Source organism: Novosphingobium sp. BL-A-41-Hi4B-X5A (assembly GCF_055521705.1).
The window spans coordinates 139,999-164,086 of sequence record NZ_JBVFVT010000003.1; the positions used below are offsets into that span (position 1 = coordinate 139,999).

26 protein-coding genes are annotated in these 24,088 nt (G+C 65.0%); 20 read left to right on the forward strand and 6 right to left on the reverse strand.

Annotated features, from left to right (window positions below):
* The first annotated feature begins 70 nt into the window (after positions 1-70).
* Together ACZ1JY_RS20380 and ACZ1JY_RS20385 are read left to right on the forward strand one after the other, a co-directional pair.
* On the forward strand, positions 71-469 hold the full coding sequence (locus ACZ1JY_RS20380; protein ID WP_465131577.1) for an antitoxin Xre-like helix-turn-helix domain-containing protein: 399 nt from the start codon (positions 71-73) through the stop codon (positions 467-469).
* Positions 469-1,152: an RES family NAD+ phosphorylase gene (locus ACZ1JY_RS20385; RefSeq protein WP_465131578.1), complete on the forward strand. Its 684-nt coding sequence runs from the start codon at positions 469-471 to the stop codon at positions 1,150-1,152. The genes ACZ1JY_RS20380 and ACZ1JY_RS20385 overlap by 1 nt, the downstream gene beginning before the upstream one ends.
* 44 nt (positions 1,153-1,196) lie before the next feature.
* Here ACZ1JY_RS20385 and ACZ1JY_RS20390 read toward each other — a convergent pair whose 3' ends face one another.
* The 4 genes from ACZ1JY_RS20390 to ACZ1JY_RS20405 form a co-directional block, all read right to left on the reverse strand.
* The gene (locus tag ACZ1JY_RS20390) at positions 1,197-1,547 is read right to left on the reverse strand and encodes a hypothetical protein (RefSeq protein WP_465131579.1); all 351 of its coding nucleotides are present in this window, start codon (positions 1,545-1,547) and stop codon (positions 1,197-1,199) included.
* A gap of 64 nt (positions 1,548-1,611) precedes the next feature.
* The gene (locus ACZ1JY_RS20395; RefSeq protein ID WP_013849890.1) at positions 1,612-2,625 is read right to left on the reverse strand and encodes a ParB/RepB/Spo0J family partition protein; all 1,014 of its coding nucleotides are present in this window, start codon (positions 2,623-2,625) and stop codon (positions 1,612-1,614) included.
* A gap of 47 nt (positions 2,626-2,672) precedes the next feature.
* Positions 2,673-3,875 (reverse strand): AAA family ATPase, encoded by a 1,203-nt coding sequence (locus tag ACZ1JY_RS20400; protein WP_419680967.1) that lies wholly within the window; start codon positions 3,873-3,875, stop codon positions 2,673-2,675.
* A 195-nt stretch (positions 3,876-4,070) separates the two neighbouring features.
* The gene (locus ACZ1JY_RS20405) at positions 4,071-5,159 is read right to left on the reverse strand and encodes a replication initiation protein (RefSeq protein ID WP_296540277.1); all 1,089 of its coding nucleotides are present in this window, start codon (positions 5,157-5,159) and stop codon (positions 4,071-4,073) included.
* Between the two features lie 665 nt (positions 5,160-5,824).
* Between ACZ1JY_RS20405 and ACZ1JY_RS20410 the strand changes: the two genes are divergently transcribed.
* The 14 genes from ACZ1JY_RS20410 to ACZ1JY_RS20475 all read left to right on the forward strand — a co-directional run bounded on the left by ACZ1JY_RS20410 (position 5,825) and on the right by ACZ1JY_RS20475 (position 20,968).
* Entirely contained in the window at positions 5,825-6,151 is a 327-nt protein-coding gene (locus ACZ1JY_RS20410) for a single-stranded DNA-binding protein (RefSeq protein WP_007688082.1), read from the forward strand.
* 61 nt (positions 6,152-6,212) lie between these two features.
* Positions 6,213-7,079, forward strand: a complete 867-nt coding sequence (locus ACZ1JY_RS20415; RefSeq protein WP_056383874.1) for a DUF7146 domain-containing protein — start codon at positions 6,213-6,215, stop codon at positions 7,077-7,079.
* A 66-nt stretch (positions 7,080-7,145) separates the two neighbouring features.
* Positions 7,146-11,345, forward strand: a complete 4,200-nt coding sequence (locus tag ACZ1JY_RS20420) for a strawberry notch-like NTP hydrolase domain-containing protein (RefSeq protein ID WP_465131580.1) — start codon at positions 7,146-7,148, stop codon at positions 11,343-11,345.
* A 111-nt stretch (positions 11,346-11,456) separates the two neighbouring features.
* Complete coding sequence (locus tag ACZ1JY_RS20425) at positions 11,457-13,469, forward strand: ParB/RepB/Spo0J family partition protein (protein WP_419680979.1); 2,013 nt, start codon at positions 11,457-11,459, stop codon at positions 13,467-13,469.
* Positions 13,470-13,561: 92 nt separating this feature from the next.
* A complete protein-coding gene (locus ACZ1JY_RS20430) occupies positions 13,562-14,485 on the forward strand; it encodes an ArdC family protein (RefSeq protein WP_465131581.1) in 924 nt (307 codons plus the stop codon).
* 52 nt (positions 14,486-14,537) lie between these two features.
* Positions 14,538-14,876 (forward strand): ArsR/SmtB family transcription factor, encoded by a 339-nt coding sequence (locus tag ACZ1JY_RS20435; RefSeq protein ID WP_013849891.1) that lies wholly within the window; start codon positions 14,538-14,540, stop codon positions 14,874-14,876.
* Between the two features lie 12 nt (positions 14,877-14,888).
* Positions 14,889-15,425 carry an arsenate reductase ArsC gene (locus ACZ1JY_RS20440; RefSeq protein WP_062069247.1) on the forward strand — a complete coding sequence of 179 codons (537 nt, stop codon included), beginning with the start codon at positions 14,889-14,891 and terminating at the stop codon, positions 15,423-15,425.
* A complete protein-coding gene (arsC, locus tag ACZ1JY_RS20445; protein WP_465131582.1) occupies positions 15,422-15,850 on the forward strand; it encodes an arsenate reductase (glutaredoxin) in 429 nt (142 codons plus the stop codon). The genes ACZ1JY_RS20440 and arsC overlap by 4 nt, the downstream gene beginning before the upstream one ends.
* A complete protein-coding gene (gene arsB / locus ACZ1JY_RS20450; protein WP_056383883.1) occupies positions 15,847-16,914 on the forward strand; it encodes an ACR3 family arsenite efflux transporter in 1,068 nt (355 codons plus the stop codon). Before arsC ends, arsB begins: the two co-directional genes overlap by 4 nt.
* Complete coding sequence (arsN2, locus tag ACZ1JY_RS20455; protein WP_056383886.1) at positions 16,911-17,342, forward strand: arsenic resistance N-acetyltransferase ArsN2; 432 nt, start codon at positions 16,911-16,913, stop codon at positions 17,340-17,342. The genes arsB and arsN2 overlap by 4 nt, the downstream gene beginning before the upstream one ends.
* Positions 17,342-18,082 (forward strand): arsenical resistance protein ArsH, encoded by a 741-nt coding sequence (gene arsH, locus ACZ1JY_RS20460; protein WP_056383962.1) that lies wholly within the window; start codon positions 17,342-17,344, stop codon positions 18,080-18,082. Before arsN2 ends, arsH begins: the two co-directional genes overlap by 1 nt.
* A 347-nt stretch (positions 18,083-18,429) precedes the next feature.
* Positions 18,430-19,371: a DUF2493 domain-containing protein gene (locus tag ACZ1JY_RS20465; RefSeq protein WP_056383887.1), complete on the forward strand. Its 942-nt coding sequence runs from the start codon at positions 18,430-18,432 to the stop codon at positions 19,369-19,371.
* A 113-nt stretch (positions 19,372-19,484) separates the two neighbouring features.
* Positions 19,485-20,153: a hypothetical protein gene (locus ACZ1JY_RS20470; RefSeq protein ID WP_465131583.1), complete on the forward strand. Its 669-nt coding sequence runs from the start codon at positions 19,485-19,487 to the stop codon at positions 20,151-20,153.
* A gap of 407 nt (positions 20,154-20,560) precedes the next feature.
* Positions 20,561-20,968 (forward strand): single-stranded DNA-binding protein, encoded by a 408-nt coding sequence (locus ACZ1JY_RS20475; RefSeq protein ID WP_007688067.1) that lies wholly within the window; start codon positions 20,561-20,563, stop codon positions 20,966-20,968.
* A 75-nt stretch (positions 20,969-21,043) separates the two neighbouring features.
* Here the strand turns inward: ACZ1JY_RS20475 and ACZ1JY_RS20480 are convergent, their stop codons facing one another.
* Entirely contained in the window at positions 21,044-21,478 is a 435-nt protein-coding gene (locus ACZ1JY_RS20480) for a thermonuclease family protein (protein ID WP_007688066.1), read from the reverse strand.
* A gap of 305 nt (positions 21,479-21,783) precedes the next feature.
* Here ACZ1JY_RS20480 and ACZ1JY_RS20485 point away from each other — a divergent pair, with 305 nt between their 5' ends.
* Both ACZ1JY_RS20485 and ACZ1JY_RS20490 read left to right on the forward strand, forming a co-directional pair.
* Complete coding sequence (locus tag ACZ1JY_RS20485) at positions 21,784-21,948, forward strand: hypothetical protein (RefSeq protein WP_007688065.1); 165 nt, start codon at positions 21,784-21,786, stop codon at positions 21,946-21,948.
* Positions 21,949-22,055: 107 nt separating this feature from the next.
* Positions 22,056-22,577, forward strand: coding sequence for a hypothetical protein (locus ACZ1JY_RS20490; RefSeq protein WP_031295760.1), 522 nt, complete (start codon positions 22,056-22,058; stop codon positions 22,575-22,577).
* A 138-nt stretch (positions 22,578-22,715) separates the two neighbouring features.
* Here ACZ1JY_RS20490 and ACZ1JY_RS20495 read toward each other — a convergent pair whose 3' ends face one another.
* Entirely contained in the window at positions 22,716-23,066 is a 351-nt protein-coding gene (locus ACZ1JY_RS20495) for a hypothetical protein (RefSeq protein WP_066564291.1), read from the reverse strand.
* 259 nt (positions 23,067-23,325) lie between these two features.
* Between ACZ1JY_RS20495 and ACZ1JY_RS20500 the strand changes: the two genes are divergently transcribed.
* On the forward strand, positions 23,326-23,718 hold the full coding sequence (locus tag ACZ1JY_RS20500) for a DUF3768 domain-containing protein (protein ID WP_007688057.1): 393 nt from the start codon (positions 23,326-23,328) through the stop codon (positions 23,716-23,718).
* A 191-nt stretch (positions 23,719-23,909) separates the two neighbouring features.
* Positions 23,910-24,086: a hypothetical protein gene (locus tag ACZ1JY_RS20505; protein ID WP_013039042.1), complete on the forward strand. Its 177-nt coding sequence runs from the start codon at positions 23,910-23,912 to the stop codon at positions 24,084-24,086.
* Positions 24,087-24,088: the final 2 nt, after the last annotated feature.

Sequence of the window (24,088 nt, forward strand, 5' to 3'; positions counted from 1 at the left end):
ATGAAAACTGATCCACTCTTGACGTTATGTACAGATATCATACATAGACAGAGAAAGAAGGAGATGGCCAATGGCCACAGCTGCCCATTCCGGCGCCCCCGCCAAAGCGCCTAGCCGCAAGGATCTGAGCGGTCCGGCGCTGCGCACCTTTTTCCGCATTGCCGACGCCTGGGGCCTCAAGGAAGCCGAGCAGATGAAGCTTCTCGGGCTCGACAGCCGCTCGACCTTCCAGACCTGGAAGCGCGGCGCCGTCGCGGCGATTCCCAAGGATGCGCTGGAGCGCATCTCCTATGTCATGGGGATCTACAAGGGGCTGAAGATGCTCCTGCCCCGTACCGCCAACGAATGGGTGCGCAAACCCAATGAGGCGCCGCTGTTCGCCGGACGCCCGGCGATCGAGCGGATGGCCTCGGGCAATGTCGCCGATCTCTACGTGGTGCGCCAATATATCGACGCGCAGCGCGGCTGATGGATGCCATTGCGACGACGCAAGTGCGGTGGCAACCGTGCTACCGGATCGTCGCAAGCCGGTTCCCGCCCATATCGCTGTTTGAGGATGTCGCGGACCCGGCCGACCTGGAAGCGGTCTATGCGATCGAGGCGATGACCAATGACCGGCTTCGCGACGAGGTCGGGGACCTCGCTCTCGTCCCCCCGGAGGACCGGGTCTCGGGGCCCGGCACGTCGGCGATCATGGCAGCGTTCACCCACCTCAATCCCGATGGCAGCCGGTTCTGTGACGGCAGTTTCGGGCTGTTCTACGCTGCCAGCACCATCGAGACTGCGGTTGCCGAGACGCGCCATCACCGAACCCGCTTCATGGCGTACACCCACGAACCGGCGCAGGAACTCGACATGCGCGTCTACGCGGTCGACCTGGACGCCATGCTCCACGATATTCGCGGCCTGCGCGATGAACGCCCTGCCCTCTACGCCCCGGACAGCTATGCCGCCGGCCAGGCGCTTGGCCGAAACCTGCGTGAGCAAGGTTCGGATGGCATCGTGTACCAAAGCGTGCGCGACGCCGACGGCGAGTGCGCCGCGGTGTTCCGCCCTCGCCTACTCGCCAACAGCCGACAGGAGCGGCACCTGTGCTACGTTTGGGATGGCCGGGCGATTGTCACCGTCTACGAGAAGAAGACATTTGCCTAAAGGTCCTGCGGACAAGCTAACCTTTCGGCCTTGAGTGACGCCTGTCAGGAATAGACCCCGGCAGCCATACGATCGAGATCTTCCATGACGATATCGATATCGCCATTCGCAACCAATTCCGCAGCCGTTTTCCCAACTCCAGAAAGGGGTTGATGCTTGAACCAGATAACCGCCTTGCCTTCTTCGCCTGCAAGTTCTGCCGCTCGCGTTATAACTCGGGCTATTTCCTCCAGTTTAATCTGCACGGTCGGGGCGGAGGGATACAGAGTCATGGCCTTACGATCCAGGCGAGCAACGCGAGCCAAATGCGCCATGGAGAAGTGCAGGCGCTCCGCCAGACGACGGGGCGCGATGATCTCATTCTCGCGAATGTCATCCTGGAAGGCTGCAGTCATTGGGCAGTCCATATTCAACATGTGAAGACAAAACTCTCACATCTCAGAACCGCTGAAGATTGTCCTAGCTCCAATGCTGATCGAGCAGCGCTTTCAACGCGGCCTCCGCTTCAGCCCGCGTACCACCGGCATGCGGGAGCAAGGTAAGTTTGAGACCCTTACGATCCACCGCCTCCACTTTCAGCAATGGTTTCCCCCCTTCGGACACGATCGTTTCCGGCTTTCCTGACTTCTTGGGGGATCCTGACCTCTTGGGGGGATCGGCGGCCAGAGCGAGCGCGCGTATGATATCGGGGACCGGCATCGGTGCTGCACGATCGGACTGCACCTGAGCGAGACGTCCCGCCTCGGCGAACACACGCTGCCGCCGATCCTCCGGTTTCAAGAGAGGCTTGATCGCGGTGACATGCTTGATCCTGAGATCCTGCGGAAGGGCGAAGGCCGCCATCAGTTCCGCCGGCAGCCGGGCAAGGTCGAGATAGCGGCTGAGCCAGCTTTCCGTGACATTGATCCGCTCGGCCATCACCTTCTGGCGCCCCTCATAATAGGCGTCGAGCGCGCGCAGATAGTCGCGCGCGCGCTCCAGATCGGTGAGATCGTCGCGCGCCCGATTCTCGAGGTCGGCGAGACGGAAGGCCTCCTCGTCGGTAAGGCTGCGGATATCGACGAGAAAGCGGAAATCCGGATAGTTGTGGGCGCGCAGCCAACTGATCGTCCAATGCCGGCGCGCGCCGCAAATCACCTCGAAATCGAAGGCAGGATCGTCCTTCACGCGGCGAACGATGGCGGGCATTTCTTGCTTGCCCTGCGCCTTGATGCTCTCGATGAGGTCGGCGCACCGCTCCTCATTGAGGAGCGCATATTCGCGGTTATGCCCCGCCCACATTCGGCAGCGCGCGGGATCGACAAGCTCATGGGTGCGCGAGACGACGCTGCCCGTCGCCAATTCGGCAAGCCGGCTTTCCCGGCCCGCCAGCACGCTCGCACCGATGCCAGGGCGCCGCGCCGCTGGGGCTTGCGCCCCCGGGTCGATTCCGGCGACCAGATCAGCCGCGAAGTTGGCGTTCTTCTTGCTCATCATCCACCCCTTCTACCCGGAATTGCACCGGTGCAATTTTGCTCGCATCAGGCGAGTCCCTCCTTGCGAAGCCGCGTCAAATGGCTCGGCCACATCGACCGGATGTCGACCTCGATTTCGCTGTTCACGCCGTCAAGATAGGCAAGGCAGCGGTTGCGCACCGCCGAACTGGTGACCGGGCCGTCCAGCTCGTAGACGGTCATCAGCCGCGCCGTTGCATTGTCGATTTCGGCCGAATCCTTGAGCGGCGTACGGACGATCGCGTGACCGAAAAGGGTCCGCATCAGGTTCAGCAGTTCCTTCTGCATCGACTTGTTCTCATCGACCTTGGACGCCACAAAGCGCAGGAACTGTAGTGATGGCGCCAAGCCGCGATCGGCCAGCGTCTCGATGGTCTCATCGAGCATGGCGAGGAAGGCCGCCGTCGACGAGAAGTCCATCACCGTCGGCGGAACCGGCACCACCAGCGCATTGGCCGCGCGCAGCACCGAAAGCGAGATCGCGCCGAGCGCCGGAGGCGGATCGAGAACCACCACATCGAACCGATCGGCAATGCTCGCGATGCCTTGCGCCATGCGGTCGATCAGGTTCCCCTGCCCCCGCGCCATGCGCGCTGCGATTTCATATTCCGACTGGAACAGCCGCAGATTGGCCGGAACAAGCTCCAGACCGTCGAAGTGGGTCTTGCGCAGAGCATAGTCGAGCGACTCCATGTCGTCGTGCCGCAGGAATGGATAGAGCGTGTCCTCCTCGGTCAGGTCGAGGTCGGGCACATAGCCGAATAGCGTGGTTGCCGACGCCTGGCTGTCGCAATCGATGAGAGCCACCCGGTAGCCCTTGATCGCGAGATATTGGGCCAGGTGCACCGAGAGGGTCGATTTCCCCACCCCGCCCTTGAAGTTCTGCACCGCGACAACACAGCACGGATCGGTTGCAGCCCGCCAGGGCCGGGTGCCGAACAATCCCCGCATGTCGTTGAGCTGCGCCAGGGTATAGCCGACACGCCGATTATTCTCGGTTCGCGGAGGCGGCGGCAAGCGGCCGTCCTTCTCGGCCTCGCGAATGGCCGCCGCGGTTCGGCCGACCAGTTCCGCGGCCTTGCCAATCGGGAACGTCGGCTCGCGCCGCTCGTCCGCCCGGGCACTACGCGCGGAGTCGCGGAGCCGCTCGAGGACAGAGCTGGTCCGTTGTGCGAGCGTTGAGACGGACAGCAGGTCCTGCGTGCCCTCAATATCGAGTGATGCAGCCAAGAGAGGCCCCCTTGCGAAACTAGAAGGGGCATAGCTCAATTTGCACTTTTAGGTCAATCAAAGGCTGACTTTCGCAAGTCGGCCTAGCCCGAAGAGCGGAACTGGCCCAATCTGCGCCGCGGACCTTTTGCACACACTCGCAACCTGACCCCTTGGGGGCAGTTCATCCCGAAATTGCACCGGTGCAATTTCGGCTCAGGGGCGCCCGCGCCGCGCCAGGAAACTCTCGCAGAAGCCGGTCCAGGAAGCGATCAGCTTGGCGCCCTTGAGCTTCGCCAGCCTCTCGCCCATCTGCGCGCGATAGGCATCGGCAATGAGATCGATGTCCCAACCGCCGCCCGCCGAGCGCGCGATCGCGGCAAGTGTATCGGAACCGAAGCGGATCGTGCCGTTCGGGAAAGCGACCTCCCCTGCCCCAGCCTTATCCTTTGACACCAAGGCCGCCACCGCCGCCTGTGTGACAGCCCCGACGGCCACGGTCTCCACCTCGTCCTCGCGCCGCGCCCTTCTGCCCGCAGAGTGCCGACCGATCTCGTCCACGGTCGCGATTTGGGCCGGAGCATCCTTGGGCTCAAAGCGGAATTCGATTTCGGTGACGGTTCTGCCCTGGCGGATCTCCCGCCACTCCACGCGAAAATGGGCGAGCTGGTCGATTTCGGCCTTCGCCTTTTCGAGAACTTTGCGGCGCAGCTGCGCGAAATCCTTGTAGACGTCCGGCGCAATGCCGAGCAGCGCACGCAGAGCCGTCATGTCGCCCTTCCAAAGCGACTGGCGCCTATGCAGCCGTAGCGCCCCGATCTCGTACAGCTTGAGCGCATAGGTTGATCGGAAGCCGAGCACCGCCTGGCGATTCAGGACCGCATAGGTCTCCGATTCCTGGATCAGCTTTCGGGCTTCGGGCGTGAACTCCCACTCGATCCACCCAGCGTCCGCGCCCTCTTCGTCTTCCGCTTCTTCGCGCGACGATGAGATAAGCGAAAAGCGCAGCGTCGCCTTCTTGCCGCGCCAGGACTTGTCGTCGACCGCGAAAAGCGTGCGGTGCAATTCCTCGAGCATGTCCGAGATGCGCTCATTGCCCTTGTGGCCGCGGCGAATGTCCGCCTTTCGCATCTTGTGCGGGCGGTCCTCCCAGGCATCACCGCCCGCGGTCAAAATCATCAGCGCAAGCAAACGCGAAGCAGTCAGGCTAAGCGACTGGCCTTTGACGAACTTGACCTCGACGATGCTGCCGGGCTTGGCGAACTCGTCACCGCCCTTTGCCTGCAGGGCGGCAGCCACCCGCATCGCCCGTCCCGGAGAAGCGTCATCGCCGGTGGGGGAGGGCGTTACAGCGTGATCTAGGGCTTGCTCGTCATCCATGCCATGAAGTCTGCGCCGATTCGTCCAGCGTGGGAGAAAATCTGCCTGACCTGTCCTTACGCGTCAAGTCAGGGCAGGATAGACACCGGATTCGGCCCCCAAGAGGTCAGGATGGAACTTCGCTCCGAAGCAGCAAAACATGAGGAAGTGCGGCGAGTCGCGTTTCCAAGCGCCCGGACCCGCGCAAACGGCAGCGCGGACGCCGAAGAAAGTCCCTGACGAACGCCATGGCGAGCGAATCACTCCAGCAAGAAGCTGGCCCCCATACGGTCAGGAAGGCCCCAGCAGGTCAGGTTGCATCCCCCGATCGGTCAGGGAAGCGCCCCCGGAAGGGCAGGCAAAATCCCCCGTCCGGTCAGGATAAGCTTGCTCAAACCCGCAGAAATGCTGTGCTTTCGGCTTCCTGAATCTGAATCCTTTTGAATCGGAAAAGCTTCCGCTGCGAGCAGCGGCGTTTTGATTCTTTTATTTTTTGAAAGAGATCAGCGTCGCGCCTGAAGCAATCGTTCAATCCCCCCGCCTGGAGGGATACGCGAAGTTAGCCGCCCACGATAGGCTGCCGGCCAAATGACCTTGCGCATGGAGGGTGCATGATCAACTTCGCCAAGTTCGAGATCATCGGCCGGATCGGGGAAATCGACGCGCGGCCGAAAGTCACCCTGCTGTCGGTCTGCGCGAATTATCGCCGCAAGGGTGACGATAACGAATGGCAGGAAGACAGCCACTGGAACCGCGTGAGCGTCTTCAGCGAAGGCCAGCGAAAACATATCGCCGACCGGGCTCAAGTCGGGGATCTCGTGCGCATAGCCGGACGGCTCAAGGACAACTCCTATGAACGCGACGGCGCGACGCACTACACAACCGATCGCATCGTCGAGGAATTCGGGATCCTGGCACCCAAAGGCATGCCGGGGTGAAATACCGGGGAGGGGAGGGCGCAATCAGCAGCGGCGCTCCACCACTTCCGAGGATTAGTCGATGCCCATAGCTGCTCCCCATCGCGCCAAAGCCATTGTCGAAGCCCTGGGTGGGATCTGGCGCGGTACGCGCGGCGAATGCCGTTGCCCGGCACATGACGACCATGGTCCCAGCCTGTCGGTACGCCTGGGCGAGCGGGCGATCCTGTTCCACTGCTTTGCCGGCTGCGACACGCGCGATGTTCTGGCTGCTTTGCGCCGGCGCAAACTTCACGATGCGGAGCCGCTCACAATGCCGCGCCCGAAGGCGGCCGCGGACCATCGCGCTCTTGCACTTCGCCTATGGAAGGCGAGCCAGCCCATCGCCGGATCTCCAGCGGCCGATTATCTGGCGGCGCGCGGTCTGCCGCCTCCCTATCCGCGTTGCCTGCGCTACAACCCGCGCACCATCGTCGGGGCCGGTGAGCGCCGCCGGTTCTTTCCGGCGATGATCGCCGCGGTCGAGAATGATCTGGGGGTTGTCGCCGTCCAGCGGACCTGCCTCGATCTCGCCGACATCCTGCACAAACCCATGCCAAAGCCGAAGATTGCCCTTGGCCTTCTCGGCGACGCGGCCATTCGTCTGGCGCCGGCCGGCGAGGAGCTTGGCCTTGCCGAAGGCATCGAGGACGCCCTTTCAGCAATGGCCTGGTTCGGAACGCCCACCTGGGCGCTGGGCGGGGTCGAACGCCTTGGGCTTGTCGCCATCCCCGAACGGGTCAAGCGTATCATCGTCTATGGCGATCGCGGTGCCGCCGCTGCCGCCATGCTCAAAAAAGCCCGCCCCCATCTCACAGCCAATGGACGCGAACTGGTGCTCCGGCTGCCGGAACGGCACGCGGACTGGAATGATGCTTGGCGTGTCCGCCGGGCCGCCGAGGCGGCCTGAAAGGGGAGGGAGCCTTCCGGCTGATGACCTGGCGCTGATGCCAGGTGTCAGACTTGGAGATGCCCCATGGCCACACACCCCCTCGCGCTCACGCTGCCGCTCGATGATCCCGCCCGTACCGCTGCTCAAGGCATAGCCGACCGGCTGTCCGAAGGATGTCCGGTTGCACGTAACGACCTCCTTGCCGAAATGACCTCCGCTTTCGGTGGCTCGAGCGCCGATGGCCTGTGGTCATTGCGCGACGCCTACGATGTGCTCGAACTCGCGCAGGTCCTCCATCTGAAGAACGCGACGCTCCCGGCAGATGCGAATGCGCGGCTCGCCCAGCTGATCGCTATGACGGCGGCGCTTCCCACGCAAAGCGTACGTAGCGAAACGCAGATCGCGTTCCAGCAATTCTCGACACCGGCGCCGATCGGCTTCCTTGCCGCCAAGGCAGCCGCGATCACGGCACACGATATCGTGCTCGAGCCCTCGGCCGGGACCGGCCTCCTGGCCGTACACGCCCATCTCGCCGGCGCGCGCCTCCTTCTCAATGAGATCGATGCCTGGCGCACGCGTTTGCTGCGTCACGCCTTTCCCGAAGGCAGGCTGAGCACGCATGATGGCGAACTGATCGACGATATGCTCGATCCGCAACTGGTGCCGAGCGTCGTGCTCCTCAATCCGCCCTTCTCGCGAAGCCAGGGGCGCGCGCGCGATCGCCATGCCGCGCTTCGCCATTTGCGCTCCGCGCTGTTGCGGCTTGCTACAGGCGGGCGCTGCGCCGTTATTCTCCCCGACCGCATCGAGACGGAGGACGCGGATTGGCTGCACGCCACTGCGGGCGCGCATGCCCGGCTGCATCTCGACCTGCCGCCCGATGCCTATGCCAAGCACGGCACCGGCCAGGCAGTCCAGCTCATACTCCTCGAAAAGGGCGGGGCAGGGGGCTCGGTCCCGCGCCAGACCTGCACGACGCTCGGCGCTGCGCTTGCGGCCATCGATGCGATGGCGACCCCATGCGCGCCGCAGCCGCAGCCGATCTCCCGCCCCAGCGGATTGTTCCGGGGCCTCACGCGGCGGACCCGCCCCGTCTGCTCGCGTGCGGCGGTGACCCTGCCCACGACCCGCGCGGTCGCCTATCACCGTCTCGACGCGCCCGCACCCGCGGGCGAACCGCAAGGGATTTACCTGCCCTATCGGCCGAGCCGTCTGCTGATTGCCGATGCTCGTGAGCACCCAAGCGCGCTAGTCGAATCGCAGGCAATGGGATCGATTGCCGCACCCCCGGTCGCTTATGAACCCGTGCTGCCGGCCAGGATCCTGGACGACGGCCTGCTCTCGGACGCGCAGCTCGAAACGCTGATCTACGCTGGCGCGGCGTTCGAGCGCGATCTTCCCGGCCGGTTCATATCCAGCGAGGAGGGTCTTTCGCTGTCGCCGGCAGAGGCCGGTAACGCCTATCGGACCGGCTTTTTCCTTGGCGATGGCACGGGCGCCGGCAAGGGGCGGCAGGTGGCAGGCGTCATCCTCGACCAGTGGTTGCGTGGCAACCGCCGCCACCTCTGGATATCCAAGAGCGAGACGCTGGTCGAAGACGCTCGCCGGGACTGGTCGGCGCTTGGCGGCTTGCCGCTCGACATCCAGCATCTCAACCAGTGGAAGCTCGGCACCCCGATCGCGCTGGGCGATGGGATCCTCTTCCTGACCTATGCCACCCTGCGCTCCAACCGCGGCGACAGGGGCACGCGGCTGCGCCAGCTGATCGAATGGATGGGTGAGGATTTCAGCGGCGTCATCGTTTTCGACGAGGCGCATGAAATGGCCGGGGTGGCCGGCGGCGAGGGCCGGTTCGGCGCCACGAAAGGGTCCGAGCAGGGCATCGCCGGCGTCCGCCTGCAAAATCTCGCTCCGCGCGCCCGGATTCTCTACGCCTCGGCGACGGGCGCCTCGGACGTCAACAATCTTGCCTATGCGACACGCCTCGGATTGTGGGGACCGCAGACGGCCTTCGCCGACCGGCGGGCCTTCGTGGAATCCCTGCGCCGAGGCGGCATCGCGGCGATGGAGTTGATCGCCCGCGACCTCAAAGCGCAGGGCCTCTATGCCGCGCGGGCGCTCAGCTTCGCCGGCGTCGAATATGACATCCTCGAGCATCGGCTCAGCGAAGAACAGATCGCCGTCTACAATGCCTATGCCGATGCCTGGGCGATCATTCACAACAATCTGCAGGCCGCGCTCGCCGCCACGCGCGTCACCGACGGCTTCAGCGGTGCCACCTATAATAGCGGCGCGAAGGCCGCGGCATTGTCGATCTTCGAATCGACCAAGCAACGCTTCTTCGGCCAGATCCTGCTGTCGATGAAGCTGCCCTCGCTGATCCCGGCGATCGCCGCCGATCTCGCGCGCGGCGACTGCGCCGTCGTCCAGCTCGTGTCGACCTCGGAAGCGATGCTCGATCGTGCCCTTGCCGACCTGTCCCCCGAGGAGCGGGCCTGGCTCGATATCGAGCTGTCCCCGCGCGAATTCCTGGTCGATTATCTGACCGCGGCCTTTCCCGTGCGCCAGATGCGCACCTATACCGACGATAGCGGCACGGTGCGCTCGGAACCGATGATCGACGAGGCCGGGCAGCCCGTGCTGTGCCGGGAAGCGATGGCCATGCGCGACCAGCTCCTCGAGCAACTCTGTGCGCTGCCGGTCGTCGGCTCGGCGCTCGATCACATCATCGGGCATTTCGGGACGGAGGCTGTGGCCGAGGTGACGGGCCGCAGCCGGCGGATCGTCGTCGATGCCGACGGCCGTCAGCGGATCGAACGGCGCAGCGCGCGCACGAACCTCGCGGAGACCGACATCTTCATGCGCGGCGAAAAGCGCATCCTGATCTTCTCCGATGCCGGCGGCACGGGGCGGAGTTACCACGCCAGCCTCGACGCGCCCAATCAGAGCCGCCGCATTCACTATCTCCTCGAGCCCGGTTGGCGCGCGGACGCGGCGATCCAGGGGCTGGGCCGCACGCACCGCACCCACCAAGCCTGCCCGCCCTTGTTTCGGCCCGTTTCCACCGATTGCCGTGGCGAACGGCGGTTCATCTCGACCATCGCCCGGCGCCTCGACAGCCTGGGCGCGCTGACCCGTGGCCAACGCCAGACCGGCGGGCAGGGACTTTTCGACCCCCGCGACAATCTGGAGTCCGACTTCGCGCGGGAATCGCTCGACCAGTGGTTTCGCCTGCTGTTCCAGGCAAAACTCCAATCGGTCCACTTCGATCAGTTCCAGGCGCTCACCGGTTTGAACCTGGCCGGGGAGGGCGGGGGGCTCACCGAGACCTTGCCCACGATCCAGCGGTGGTTGAACCGCATCCTGGCGCTGCGCATCGACCTGCAGAACGCGATCTTCGACGAATATCTCGGCTTGATCGAAGCACGGGTGGAAAAGGCACGCGAGGCCGGCACCCTCGATCTTGGCGTCGAAACGATCGCGGCCGACCGTATTTCGATCCTCGACCGGACGGTGATCCGGCGCGATCCCGTGAGCGGCGCCGAAACCGAGATCCTGCGTATCGAAACCGAGGAGCGATATCGGCCGCTGACCCTGGAGCGAGCGCATTGGCTTCTGGCCGACCCGGAAGCGCGCGGGTTGATCAACCCGCGTTCCGGCAAGGCCGCCATTTGCCGGCCGACCTTCTCGCTGACGGACGAAGAGGGGCGGACCGTGCGCCGCTATGAGCTGGTGCGGCCGACGCGCACCGAACGGCACAGGCAGGACCTCTTCGCCGAAACCCATTGGACCGACGTGGACCGCGCGAGCTTCGACGAAGCCTGGCAGGCCGAATGCGACGCAATGGCGGCGCAGACGCGCACGCAGATCATCTATCTGGTCACCGGCCTGCTGCTTCCGGTGTGGGGCAAGCTGCCCGACGATCATGTCCAGGTCTGGCGGCTGATGAGCGATGACGGCCAGTCGCTTCTCGGGCGTCTTATTCCGGCGCCGCTGGTGGAGCGGATTGCCAGCGCGTTCGGCATCGCGGCCCATGTCGAGATCGACCTCGGCGCGCGGGTCCAGCACGTCCGCACCTCGGGCGAGATCATGCCAATCGGAGCGCTGCGACTGAAGCGCGCCTTGGTTGCCGGCGATCAACGCCTCGAATTGCTGGACTGGAAGCCCGAGGCGCTGCCGCATCTCAAGGCGGCGGGCTGCTTCACCGAGATCATCCAGCACCGCACTCGGCTGTTCGTTCCCCCGAGCCGCGCCCTCGAGATCCTCGCCAGGATCACGGACTGACCCGCGACCGCGCCAAGCGACCGAAGAGAGGGGAGGGGGCCTTCGGCCGGGTGGGCCTGAGTGGCTCAAGCCGGCCGACGAGGTCGGCGCAACCCTCGAAGGAGACAACCGATGATCCAGTCCGTGAAGGTCAAGAACCTCTCGCTCTCGAAGGACAATGTCCGCAAATCCAATCGCGATGCCGACCTCGACAGCCTCGCCGATAATATCGCCGCGCATGGCCTGTTGCAGAATCTCGTGGTCACGCCGCTCAAAAAGGCAGGACATTTCACCGTCAAGGCGGGTGGCCGCCGCTTGCGGGCGCTCCAGCGGCTGATCGATTCAGGTCGGCTTGCCGGGGACCATGAGGTTCAGGTGCTGGTGCTCGAGGATGATGCCGGATCGGCCGAAGCGAGCCTTGCCGAGAATTTCCACCGCGTCGCGATGAACCCGGCGGATGAGTGCTCGGCTTTCAAGCACTTCCTCGACAAGGGCGCGAGTGCCGAGGATGTGGCGAAACGTTTCGGCGTCACGACCCGCTTCGTTGAGCAGCGGGTACGGCTTGCCGAACTGGCTCCTCTCGTATTCGCGGCGCTGGCGGCGGGCGAGATCACGCTGGGGGTCGCCCAGGCTTATGCCGTCACGCCCGACGTCGATCGCCAGGCGCGCGTGTTCGAGAGCATGAGCCGGTCCTATTATGGCGACAATCCCGACAATATCCGCCGTGCGCTCCTCAACGGAACGGTCAAGGCGACCGACGCCAAGGCACGGTTCGTCGGCCGCGACGCCTATGTCGGCGCGGGCGGCCGGATCGAGCGCGACCTGTTCGGTGAAGATGTGGACGAGAGCTGGATCGACGTGGAGCTCATCGAGCAGCTGGCCGCCCAGAAGCTTGAAGCGGCCGCGGAAGCACTCGCTGCCGAACAGAAGCTGGCGTTCGTGACGCCGGTTCTCGCGACGCATGTGCCCTATGATATGGAGTGCCAGCTCCACGAATATCATCCGCCGCTGCGCGAATTGAGTGGGGACGAGCAGGAGCGCGTCGACAGTCTCTCGGATGAGGGCGATGCGCTCATCCGAGAGCTGGAAACTGAACTCGAGGACGGCACGCCCGAGGCCGAGGCGGCTTCGGCGCGGCTCGCCGACATAGAGCGGGAACTCGATACAATCGAGGCGTCGCGCACGATGGTCGACGATGCGATCAAGGACCAGCTGGGCACCTTCATCTATCTGGCGCCCGATGGCAGTCCGCGGGTGCACAGCCGCATGTTCAGTGAGCGCGCCATTCGTCAGGCGGGCGAGGACGCAGAACCCGAAGCACCGTCCGGCAAGGTCGCGGCCTCCCGGCTCAGCGCGATGCTGGTTGACGAACTCGCGACCCAGCGCCGGCAGATCCTGGCGGCCCATGTCGCCTCGGATGCCGGGTTCGCGCTCGATCTCACGATATTCCTGATGGCGCACCGGACGGTGTTCGCCAGCAGCTATGTCCGGGACCACTCGACGCTGCAGGCGGCCGCCGCGAGCTTCCCGATCGTCAGCTTCCGCGATGAAGGCAGCGCGGCGAGCAATGTCCTGACCGAACAGCGCCAGGCGCTCGATGTGAGCTGGGCAGGCGGGAACACGCTGTCGTCCCGCTTCGATGCCTTCCGGCAACTGGATGAACAGGCGCGCGCCGATTGGCTCGCCCATGTCCTGGCGCAGACGCTCGAGCCGACACTCAACGTCGACGATGGCGGGCGCCGCAACGGCTTCCACGATCATCTCGGACGGCTGCTCGACATTGATGTCGCGCAATGGTGGCGGCCCGATGCCCAGAACTTTTTCGGGCGGGTGAAGAAGGACGTCATGCTCGAAGCGCTCGACGAGATCGGCGGGCCGGTGCTGCGCGGCCGATACAAGGACGCCAAGAAGGGTGACCTTGCCAATGCCTGCGCTGCGCTCTGTTCGGGGCAGGGCATCGTTGAGGCCGAAGTCCGGGAAAAGGCGCTCTCCTGGCTGCCGGACGAGATGCGGTTCGGCGCGATCGAAAAGCCCGAAAGCTTCCGGAGCTATTCCGCTTTCCTCAGCGATGAAGACGACAGCGACGGCGGATCAGGGGAGATCGCCCCCGATGGCGATGCTGGCGACCTCGAACAGGCCGCCTGAGGCCAACGCCTAACGGCGGGCGGCGCTTTCGTGTCGCCCGCCGCCCTTCATCGGCGGCGCTGAGACAGCCGCTCTTTCGCGGAGTATCCACCATGACCCAATCATCGGGCCGGCCCTCGCCGGCCGAGACCATCACGCGCGCCATCATCGACCGGCTCGAGGCCGGTGTGCGTCCCTGGGTAAGGCCCTGGCGATCATGCGCCGCGCAAGGGCGCCCTCTGCGGGCCAATGGCGAGCCCTATCGTGGCATGAACACCTTTTGGCTATGGCTGGCTGCCGAGCAGTGTGGCTATCGGTCGCGCTACTGGATGACCTATCGGCAAGCACAAAGCCTCGGCGGCCAGGTCCGCGCCGGTGAGCAGTCGCAATTTGCGATCTTCTACAAGGCCTATTCGAAGAAGGTCGATTCCTACGAACGTCCGGGTGAGCTCGTCGATGAGCAGCGCCGGGTCATGCGGTCCTATGCGGTCTTCAATGCCGACCAGATCGACGCACTCCCGGGCGATTTCTATCCCGAAGCCCTCTCCCTCGTCCCGCCGGGCGACCGGCTCGGTCCGCGGGCGGAGCGCTTCGTCGACCGGCTGCCCGCGCGGCTGCGATGTGGCGGCGATCGTGCTTATTACGATCTGCGCCAGGACGTCATCACCATGCCGCCGATCGAGCAATTCGACACGCGCGCCGCCTGGGCAGCCACCATCGCGCATGAGGCCGGCCACTGGACAGGCCATCCAGCCCGGCTTGCCCGATCGTTCGGGAAGCGCTTCGGCGATCAGGCATATGCGTTCGAGGAGTTGGTCGCCGAACTGACAGCAGCGCTGGTTGGCGCCGATGTGGGTCTCCCAACCACCCATCTCGACGATCACGCGGCTTATATCGGCTCCTGGCTCGCCATTTTGCGCAAGGATAATCGCGCATTGCTGACGGCGGCTGCGCGAGCGGAGGAAGCCGCCGGGTTTCTGCTGCGGGCAACCGATCTCGCTTGCGAGGATGATCTGGACGAGCAGGCGGCTGCTTGATCTCGCCATGTCGCCGATTGCACCATATCCATATATCCGCTATCGTGGATATATGGATAACGAATCTGTCATCGTCGCGTTGGGCGCGCTTGCCCAAGCCACGCGCCTCGACGCCTTCCGCCTTCTGGTGCGTCACGAACCCGAAGGCCTTCCTGCCGGCGAGGTCGCCAAGGCGCTGGATGTCCCGCAGAACACGATGTCGGTGCATTTGGCGACCCTGGCGCGTGCCGGCCTGGTCACATCCGAGCGGCGCAGCCGGATCATCAACTACCGCGCCGATCTCGATGCGCTCCGCTCCGTGATGCTGTTCCTCGTCAAGGACTGCTGTGGTGGCCGGGCCGAGCTCTGCCATCCACTTGCGGATGAACTGCTTGCCTGTCGTGCTGCCTGAAAGGACATCAACATGACTGATCGCCTGTTGAACGTACTGTTTCTTTGCACGGGCAATTCCGCCCGTTCCATCATGGCCGAGGCGATCCTCAGCCGTGAAGGGCTAGGCCGTTTCAAATCGTTCAGCGCCGGAAGCCAGCCCAAGGGCGAGGTCCATCCGTTCACCATTCATCTCTTGGAGAAGCTGAACTACGACGCAAGCCGGTTCCGCTCGAAGAGTTGGGAAGAGTTTTCCGGCCCCGATGCGCCGTCCTTGGATTTCGTGTTTACGGTCTGCGACAATGCCGCCAACGAGCTTTGCCCGGTTTGGCCGGGGCAGCCGCTGACCGCCAATTGGGGGGTGCCCGATCCGGCCGCTATCGAGGACAGCGAAACGGTGCAGCACGCGGCCTTCTTCGATACATACAGGATGCTGTTCAATCGCATCTCGCTGTTCACCAACCTGCCGTTCGAAGGCCTCGACAAGATGAGTCTACAGAACCGGCTGAACCGGATCGGCAAGGAACAGGGCCGCGCCGACCTCCCAAGCGAAAAGGTGCCTGGTGCATGAGCAATGCCGCAATCGATATCGTCATCTATCACAATCCCGAGTGTGGGACGTCGCGCAACACGCTGGCGATGATCCGCAACGCCGGGATCGAGCCGCATGTGATCGAATATCTCAAGACGCCGCCCAACCGCCCGCTCATCGCCCGCATGGGCATCAGCGCACGCCAGTTGCTCCGCGAGAAGGGCACGCCCTTCGCCGAGCTGGGTCTTGCCGATCCGACGTTCAGCGATGACCAGCTCATTGATGCGATGATCGAGCATCCGATCCTCATCAACCGGCCAATCGTTGTGTCGCCGCTCGGCGTGAAACTCTGCCGTCCATCGGAAGAGGTGCTCGATCTTCTCCCGTCCGCCCAGCGCGGGGCTTTCACCAAGGAAGATGGCGAGCAGGTCATCGACGCCGCCGGCAAGAGGATCGGGGCGTGAACGCGACCGTTGCGGCACAACCCAAGCCGGCGATCAACAGCTTCGAACGCTATTTGAGCGTCTGGGTGGCGCTCTGCATCGCTGTCGGCATCGCGCTCGGCTATTCGCTGCCGAATCTGTTCGCAGCCATCGCATCGGCCGAGATCGCGCGCGTGAACCTGGTCGTGGCTGTGCTGATCTGGCTGATGATCGTCCCCATGCTGCTCAAGATCGACCTCGGCGCGTTGGGGTCGGTTCGCCAACACTGGAAGGGCGTCGGCGTCACCCTCTTCATCAACTGGGCGGTGAAGCCCTTTTCAATGGCGCTGCTCGGCACGCTGTTCCTGGGATGGCTCTTCCGGCCGCTGCTGCCGCAGGGCGAGATCAACGCCTATATCGCCGGGCTCATCCTGCTCGCCGCCGCCCCCTGCACGGCGATGGTGTTCGTCTGGTCGAACCTATGCGACGGCGAGCCGACCTATACGCTGAGCCAGGTGGCGCTCAACGACGTGATCATGGTCTTCGCCTTCGCACCGCTGGTCGGACTGCTGCTGGGCGTCGCCTCGATCACAGTGCCCTGGGACACGCTGCTCATCTCGGTCCTGCTCTATATCGTCGTGCCCGTCATCGTCGCGCAGATCATTCGTCGGGCGTTGCTATCGTCAGGCGGGCAGCCGGCGCTGGATCGGCTGCTGGCAACGCTTGGGCCGGTGTCGCTGGTTGCGCTGCTGACGACGCTCGTCCTCTTGTTCGGCTTCCAGGGCCCGGCGATCCTGGCTCATCCGCTGGTCATCGCACTGATTGCCATTCCCATCCTCATCCAGGTCTACTTCAATGCGGGCCTGGCCTATTGGCTCAGTCGGCGCTTCGGCGTGGCCTGGTGCGTCGCCGCTCCGGCCGCGCTGATCGGCGCGTCCAATTTCTTCGAGCTCGCGGTTGCAGCCGCGATCAGCCTGTTCGGCCTCAATTCCGGGGCCGCGCTCGCGACCGTGGTGGGCGTGCTGGTCGAGGTGCCGGTAATGCTGTCTGTCGTCAGCATCGTGAAGAAGACGCGGCCCTGGTACGAGCAACGCGTTCCTGCATGATCGCTACACTGCTGGATCCCAGGTCGCTTTCCGACCTGATGGCGGAGCTGAGCGCGGCGGGTCTGCCTGCCAGTGATCTCGCCGAGGCGGGACGCCGCTTCTTTCGGTTCGAGGATGATGCGGGCATTGTCGGCTATGGCGGGATCGAAGGCGACGGCTCCGACCGCCTGCTGCGCTCGCTGGTCGTGAAGGCCGATCGGCGCGGATGCGGATTGGGCGGTGCCATTCTCACGGCAGTCGAACGCGCTGCAGCTGATGAGGGCGCGACTAGCCTGTACCTGCTCACCACGACCGCCGAGCCTTTCTTTCGCCGTCACGGCTATGAAACAGCCGAACGGACCGACGTTCCTGCCGTCATCGCGCAATCGGCCGAGTTCCGATCGCTATGCCCGGCGAGCGCCGCCCTTTTGTACAAATGGATTGCCTGATGTCGCGTCTTCGTATCCTTCCCGAACCCGATCACATGCCCGCGCTGGACCGTGCAATGATCCGGCCCGATCTCGCCGCCGGGCTCGGCGCGCTTGAGCCGAAACCTCGCATCCTCCTCCTCTACGGCTCGCTGCGCGAGCGGTCGTTCAGTCGCTTCGCGGTCGAGGAAGCGGCCCGGCTGCTCATCCTCTTCGGCGCCGAAGTGCGGATCTTCGATCCGGCCGATCTCCCGCTCCCCGACCAGATCAAGGACGATGATCACCCGGCGGTGCATGAGCTTCGCGAGCATGCGCTCTGGTCCGAAGGCATGGTCTGGTGCAGCCCCGAACGGCACGGCCAGATCACCGGCATCATGAAAGCGCAGATCGACCATTTGCCGCTCGAATTCGGCGGCATGCGTCCGACCCAGGGCCGGACCCTGGCCGTCATGCAGGTTTCGGGCGGATCGCAGTCGTTCAACGCAGTCAACACGTTGCGGCTGCTCGGGCGGTGGATGCGCATGTTCACCATCCCCAACCAGTCGAGCATTGCTATGGCGTTCAAGGAGTTCGACGAGGACGGCCGTCTCAGTGCCTCAAGCTATTATGACCGGATCGTCGACGTCATGGAGGAGCTGGTGCGCTTCACGGTGCTGACACGTCGCCATGCCGATCAACTCGTGGACCGCTATTCGGAACGCAAGGCGGCAGCCGCCAAGCGCGACGCGGCACAAGATCTGGCCTCACGGTCGACGGCCTGACGGCCCGGCGCTTGCGATGCGACGCGCTTTCATGCCGTCCTGTGCGCATCGGGAGATCGGGTTGCGGGTGCCCTTCTTAAGGTCCTCTGCGCCATGAATGCCTGACGCGACAGGGCCTTCGCGCCTTTCGCCAGAGGATGCGGCACATGGGCCATCGCGCTGGCGGCGGCAACCCGAACGCTCCGGCCGTGTTGGCGCGCCGAGGCGCGCCGGCCCGCACCACCCGGACCTTATCGGGTTCCCCTTGGGCGTTGCCCGGCGGTGCCGCCGCCGCTTTTTCGATGGCCCGGAGGGTGCGCATCCGGCGGGAAGGCCGCCGGCCCTGCGACACGGAAAGGCAATCCCTCATGACCAGCTCCCTTTCAGCAGTGCTCCAAGCACTCGAACTCGGCCATCTCGACCTGACGGGCGACCAACGCACGATGGAAGCGCCGCCACCGGCCGAGGCGCTCGAACAGACCGTCAGCGCCATCTGGAGCGATCTCTTCGCGCTCTTCCCCTTCACCGCGCTCGAACGCGACATCGAGGATCTGGGCTGGGGCTTCGTCAATCTCTTCCACCGCGCGGCCGCCAAGAAGCATCAGCTGATCGACCGCCTGACCGACGAGATCCGGCTCCTGCTCGCCGAGCAGGACGGGTCGGAGATCGCGACCGCCGATCTCGAGGACAAGATCGATCTCGCCCGCAAGGTCGAGCAGTCCGCCCAGGCCTATGAGGGGATGCGCGACACCGCGGCGCGCCACTATCTGCACGAGACCGGCCGCTCCTGGGTGCCCGCGACCGGCAACCGCATCTCGCTCGGCACGACCGCTGCGATCGTCGATGGCCGGGCCTATTTGCAGGCGCGGCGCGAGCGGGTGCGCGATGCCAATATGGTCCATGGCACGCCCGTGGTCTTCGCCGGCGGGCGCCTTCGCTTCGCCAGCGACGACGAGGCCAAGCAGTTTGCCGACAATCTGCTGCGGACCCTCAAGGCCGTGCGCGAGCGTGTGGGCGACATGTATCTCGTCCATGGCGGCGACATGAAGGGCATCGAGCGTCTTGCAGCATCCTGGGCCGAGCAGAACGGCATCCAGCAGCTGCGGTTCGGCCTTGATCGCAAGCTTGGCGATCGTGCCGGCTTCCGGCGCAACGAGCAGATGCTCTCGGTCAAGCCGCGCTACGTCATCGCCTTCCAGGGCAACGGCGTCACCGAAAGGCTGGTGATCGAGGCCAAGGCGCGCGGCATCCATGTCGTCGATCGCCGCGGACCGCTCGGAACGCCGCCGGCGGCTTTATCCCGCGGCTGACCGCCGTGCCGGCCGCTTCGGCGGCCGGCTTTTCTCAATCTCACGAATGCCGGTGCCGGAGGGGAGGGGGCGGGGTGGATGCGTCCCTTGTTCCCTTTCGGAGGTTCCGCATCATGTTCATGCCCGATCGCGCCAGTGCGTGCGCGCTCCTTGCCTTCCGCGCCGCGCATGGCCGCCACTGGAAGGCGAAGCTACTGTCGTTATGGTCAACGGGCAGCGATGTGGACGAAGCCGATGGCGCTTACTTACGGCATTTGCGCAACCAGGCCGGTCCCTCCTGGCTCCGCCAGCTGACGCCGCGCCGCTGGCGCGCGATCGAAAGATTGGCGGCGCCCGGCGATCCGGTGCTTGCAGCCGTGTTTCTTGATCGTGCGCGCGAATTTCATCGCGGCGCGCAGATTGGCGCGCCTATTGCGCTTGCGCCGGCACTGCACTTGCTCGCGATCTCCTGCGAACTGGGTTTGAAGGCGCATCTTTTGGGTCATGGCTGGACGGACGATGCGCTGGCCCGCGATATCCGTCATGACCTTGTCCGCGCCCTCGACGAGGCGCGGCAGCTAGGCCTGCCGGCGCCCGGTCGTCCGCTGGCCGATTTCATCAAGAGCCTCGGCCCGGCCTATGCGGTGCATCGGATCGACGCGCTGGTGGCAGGTGGCTATGCCTGCAACATCGGCGCCGTGCTTTGCGAGACCGGGCAGCTCCTCGATGCCGTGGCGGCCCGCCTGAGCCCAACCATGCCAGGCGCCGCCACCTTGCTCACCTCCTCATCCCCCTCCGCGTGATCGTGCAACGGACATCGTGTCGAGCCCGCGAGAGGCCATGCGAAGGACCTACAATCCCGTCCTGCGGCTCAAGGGACGGGCAGATAAGGCACGGGCGTAAGGTCCGCGAGATGCCGGACCGGCGAGCTCAGTAAAGCCGGCAATATCGGCGGTTTCGATGGGTGGGCTCCGGTCATGGCCCAAGCGACGCACCGTCCTTCTCCTCATCTGACCCCTAAGCCGGCCGTCCGGCCCATCCAACCCGCAAGCCATCGGGCCGAGTTGCCGTGTGCCACGGCTGCCCGCACCACCCCTTGTCTCGGGGTTCCCCGGCGCTGCGCTGCCGGTGGATGGGCCGTCCTGTCCGCCTTGGCCGGGGATCAGTCGAAGGGACGGTCCCTTGGACCCACATCGAAGGAACCCAGGCCATGCAGAACCTCGTCATCCTCGCCGGCAATGTCGGTGGCACGCCGGAAACCCGCACCACCCAGGGCGGCACCCGCATTACCCATTTCAGCCTCGCCACCTCGCGCCCGAAGCGCGACAGCAACGGCAAGATCCTGCGCGACGACAACAATCGCCGCCTCGAGGACACCGAATGGCACCGGATCACCTGCTTCAACGGCGTCGGCAAGACGGTCGAGCAATATGTCGACAAGGGTATGAAGGTCATGGTCCGGGGCCGTATCCACTACACCCGCTGGACCGACAGCGAGAATATCGAACGCTACGGCGTCGAGATCATCGCCGACGAGGTGACCTTCCTCACCCGCGCCAAGTCCAACGAGAATAGCGGCGGCGGCAACGAGCCCGAAGACGATGAAATCCCCTTCTGAGCTCGGACAGGGCGGCCCGGCGGCATCGCCGCCGGGCCTCTTATCCTGTTCAGGCGCGGCATGGTCCCAAGCGGATCAGCGGGATCGGCATCGCCCCTTGGCATAGCGCTCCCAGCGCAGCACGGTGCCGGTCGCAATCATCGCGCAGCTGAGATCGCCGATGCCGGGCGCGTTGCACCAGGCGCCGGTCCGGTTGCCCTTGGCTTCGCCGGTCGAGACGCAGCGCATGGTGGGGCCAGCCACGCGAATATGCCCGGTGGATGTCTGGCCGCGCGGTCCGCCAAGCAGGCGCACCAACGCATCGCGGGCGGCCGGGCCACTTGCTCTCGGACAGGGCTGGCCGGGGCGGCAGCTGTTGTCGATCTCGCGCGCGGCAATGCCGGCGAGCCGCACATGGGCGCCCTCGCGGCACCAGATCGGGCCATCGCCATCCCAGACGCGCGTCGGTGTGCAGGCGAAGGTCTGATCATTGGGGACCACGGCGGCGGCAAGCAGGAGCGGGAACAGCATCCGGCGGGGCTAACCGACAAGCGGCGGCCTGTCATCCGGACCCGTTGGATGGAGCGGCAGGCAGGGCAAGGGGTGGGGCGCGACATCGGCGGGGACCTGGCCTCCTGGCCGGCGGGTTCGCCCGCTCTCAATCGGCGCGATCCTTGGTCCACCCGGTGACCTTTTGCGATCAACCCGCAAGGGGTCCGGTCGCTTCGCTACGGCTTTTTGGGCCTCCAGCCAAAAAAGTGATCGCGGCCACCGGCCGGACACATCGGGCGCCTGTCGAGCGGGACGAACCCGCCGGCGCGCAAAGGAGCCTCGACATGTTCACCGACATCGCAATCGCTCGCCGCCACGCCTTCAGCCTCTCGCGCAGCCTCATGATGGTCACCTTCGTCATCGCGATCGGGCAGCATTACGGGGTCATCACCGCCGAAGACGCCGACGGCAGCGTCGCCATCGTCACCGAATTCGATCCCTTTGCCTGACGGCTCGACCGGGAGCCGCTCGGCTCCCGGTTATTCCCCGCGCTTCGCTCGCGGCTTGCGCCGAAGACGAGAACCGATTGTTCAGATGCCGCGACTATGCTGCGATAATGACGATTGAGGCTGCGATAGCGAATGCCGGCGATGATGCCCTGTGGGCGCGCGTCACCCAGGAGGTGAACGCCTGGCGCGGTGCCTGTCTGCAATGCTTCGCCGCGGTGGAGGTGGCCGTTACCGAGACTTTGCTGCATCTGAGCGCTCAGCCGGGACGAGGACAGTCGGTGAAGCTACGGCATTTGGTCGGGCAACGGCTCGATGACCTTGCTGCACTCGTCAATGAGGGCGGCCCCTTTTCCGTGGAGGGAAAGGGTGTCGCGAGCCTGCTGGCGGAATTTCGGCACCAGGAAGGGCTGCGCACGATGCTCGCCCATGGCCAGGCGAAGCTGACAGTCGAACGGACCAGTCGATGGGCCGCCATCTTTCGTGTGATCGCGATCCGGGCACGGCAGGCTGATCGTTCGACGCTCGTGATCGAAGAGAACGAGGCGGCGGAGAGGCTTCAGCAGCTCCGTAAGGTATCGCAGAAATTGTGTTCTGCACTTGGCAATCTGCGACGGGCGGTTGCCGTCTGAAAGTCGGATTTCTCTGCATCTATGCGCTGAGAATGGCGGCTCCGGCGCGGCCGGACCGGGCTCTAGGCTTCGCCCTGAGCCTTGTGCCAAGTCTCAGCCCATTCGGGTGACGATCCCTGCCGTGACTGCTCGCACTTCTCAACCCTGCGCGCAAACTATGGCCCGGCCGGTCGCGCCGCGCGCTGGAGGGCAGTTGGCCAGGCCCGCACGCAGGTGCTCATCGTGCAGCAATATGTGCCAGGGACGGTCATGGCCCCGCGCCGCGAGATAATAGGCCGCGCCGTCGCAGCCGACCATGCGGCATCGGGCCTGCCGGTCGATGAGGCTGGCGCCTGCTCCATGGAGCCCGATCAGGGCATCGACATCCTCGCGCATCAACGCACCGCAGCGGCGGCATTGCGATCGGACGAGGATCTGGCGCAGCCGCATCGCCTGGAGTGACGCGGTCCAGGCCGGGGCAAGGCGGAAGAGAGTGGCGCTGCTCGTCATGATGGGCGGAGGATAGCGCCGGGCTCTCCGCGGAGCCAGAGAATCAGGACACCGCGATCATCTCTTCGCGATCCCGCCCGCCAAGACCTTCCTCCTGTCGGCTTGCCTGGCCGGCGCGCGCGCCCGCGCAAGCCCGCTTTGCGGGCTTCTCCACTGCCGTTGCGACCCTGCCGGTGCGCGGCCGCGCTCTGCCGCCGGCCCTTGGCACGCCTGTCGGAAGGCCCCGGCGGGCGGGGCCGGACAGATCAGGAGCGTTCTCATGTCCCAATCCTCCCCGAATGCGATGAGCCAGGCCGAGCGGATCGCCCGCGTCGCCGAACTCAATGACGCGCTTCGCCGGTCCATCCATAGCCCGGGCCGCAACCAGATCGTGATGACTGCGGGCGTTGCGGCGCTGATCGGCGACGTCGCCCTGTTCCGCGGCTTTCGCCGCCGCGCGGAGATCCTCCGGATCGTGCGCGACTATGACAGCTTCACGCCCGACAACGATCCGATCGACGAGCATGATTTCGGCCGCTTCGAGTTCGAGGATGCGATCCTCTACTGGAAGATCGACTATTACGATCTCGAGCTCGCCTATGGCTCGCCGGATGCCGCGAACCCCGAGGTCACGACGCGCGTGCTCACTATCCTGCTGGCCGACGAATATTGATCCGGCGCAGCCATCCCCCCGACCGGGGGGATGGCCCGCATAGTCTGCTTGAGCAGACTATGCGGGCAACGGACGCCGCATCCGCAAATGCGGGAGGGGAGGGCGCGGGTCCGAGATGTCGCGCGATTGCGCGTGGCCGGCGCCAGTGGCGCCGTTCGCTTGCCCGTTCACTGGCTCCAAGGAGACTTATCATGGCCGCATATTTCGCCGCGCATCCCGATCACGCGTTTCTCTTCGCGTTCGGCTGCTTCGCCCTCACCGTCTATCTGTTCCGCTATGTCGGTCCCGGCATTGGGGGTGGCGGCGACTGGTCCTCGCGCGATCATTATGAGCGCAACCTGCGCGATGGTCCTGACGACTATTGCTGAGG

Coding starts and splice junctions, on each gene's coding strand:
- ACZ1JY_RS20390 (WP_465131579.1), bottom strand. CDS start 1,547: ATGACTGCAGCCTTCCAGGATGACATTCGCGAGAATGAGATCATCGCG.
- ACZ1JY_RS20475 (WP_007688067.1), top strand. CDS start 20,561: ATGCAGAACCTCGTCATCCTCGCCGGCAATGTCGGTGGCACGCCGGAA.
- ACZ1JY_RS20480 (WP_007688066.1), bottom strand. CDS start 21,478: ATGCTGTTCCCGCTCCTGCTTGCCGCCGCCGTGGTCCCCAATGATCAG.
- arsC (WP_465131582.1), top strand. CDS start 15,422: ATGAGCAATGCCGCAATCGATATCGTCATCTATCACAATCCCGAGTGT.
- ACZ1JY_RS20425 (WP_419680979.1), top strand. CDS start 11,457: ATGATCCAGTCCGTGAAGGTCAAGAACCTCTCGCTCTCGAAGGACAAT.
- ACZ1JY_RS20380 (WP_465131577.1), top strand. CDS start 71: ATGGCCACAGCTGCCCATTCCGGCGCCCCCGCCAAAGCGCCTAGCCGC.
- ACZ1JY_RS20420 (WP_465131580.1), top strand. CDS start 7,146: ATGGCCACACACCCCCTCGCGCTCACGCTGCCGCTCGATGATCCCGCC.
- ACZ1JY_RS20435 (WP_013849891.1), top strand. CDS start 14,538: ATGGATAACGAATCTGTCATCGTCGCGTTGGGCGCGCTTGCCCAAGCC.
- ACZ1JY_RS20415 (WP_056383874.1), top strand. CDS start 6,213: ATGCCCATAGCTGCTCCCCATCGCGCCAAAGCCATTGTCGAAGCCCTG.
- ACZ1JY_RS20395 (WP_013849890.1), bottom strand. CDS start 2,625: ATGAGCAAGAAGAACGCCAACTTCGCGGCTGATCTGGTCGCCGGAATC.
- ACZ1JY_RS20495 (WP_066564291.1), bottom strand. CDS start 23,066: ATGACGAGCAGCGCCACTCTCTTCCGCCTTGCCCCGGCCTGGACCGCG.
- ACZ1JY_RS20405 (WP_296540277.1), bottom strand. CDS start 5,159: ATGCGGGTGGCTGCCGCCCTGCAGGCAAAGGGCGGTGACGAGTTCGCC.
- ACZ1JY_RS20490 (WP_031295760.1), top strand. CDS start 22,056: ATGACGATTGAGGCTGCGATAGCGAATGCCGGCGATGATGCCCTGTGG.
- ACZ1JY_RS20385 (WP_465131578.1), top strand. CDS start 469: ATGGATGCCATTGCGACGACGCAAGTGCGGTGGCAACCGTGCTACCGG.
- ACZ1JY_RS20470 (WP_465131583.1), top strand. CDS start 19,485: ATGTTCATGCCCGATCGCGCCAGTGCGTGCGCGCTCCTTGCCTTCCGC.
- ACZ1JY_RS20440 (WP_062069247.1), top strand. CDS start 14,889: ATGACTGATCGCCTGTTGAACGTACTGTTTCTTTGCACGGGCAATTCC.
- ACZ1JY_RS20485 (WP_007688065.1), top strand. CDS start 21,784: ATGTTCACCGACATCGCAATCGCTCGCCGCCACGCCTTCAGCCTCTCG.
- ACZ1JY_RS20505 (WP_013039042.1), top strand. CDS start 23,910: ATGGCCGCATATTTCGCCGCGCATCCCGATCACGCGTTTCTCTTCGCG.
- ACZ1JY_RS20500 (WP_007688057.1), top strand. CDS start 23,326: ATGTCCCAATCCTCCCCGAATGCGATGAGCCAGGCCGAGCGGATCGCC.
- arsH (WP_056383962.1), top strand. CDS start 17,342: ATGTCGCGTCTTCGTATCCTTCCCGAACCCGATCACATGCCCGCGCTG.
- ACZ1JY_RS20430 (WP_465131581.1), top strand. CDS start 13,562: ATGACCCAATCATCGGGCCGGCCCTCGCCGGCCGAGACCATCACGCGC.
- ACZ1JY_RS20410 (WP_007688082.1), top strand. CDS start 5,825: ATGATCAACTTCGCCAAGTTCGAGATCATCGGCCGGATCGGGGAAATC.
- arsN2 (WP_056383886.1), top strand. CDS start 16,911: ATGATCGCTACACTGCTGGATCCCAGGTCGCTTTCCGACCTGATGGCG.
- ACZ1JY_RS20465 (WP_056383887.1), top strand. CDS start 18,430: ATGACCAGCTCCCTTTCAGCAGTGCTCCAAGCACTCGAACTCGGCCAT.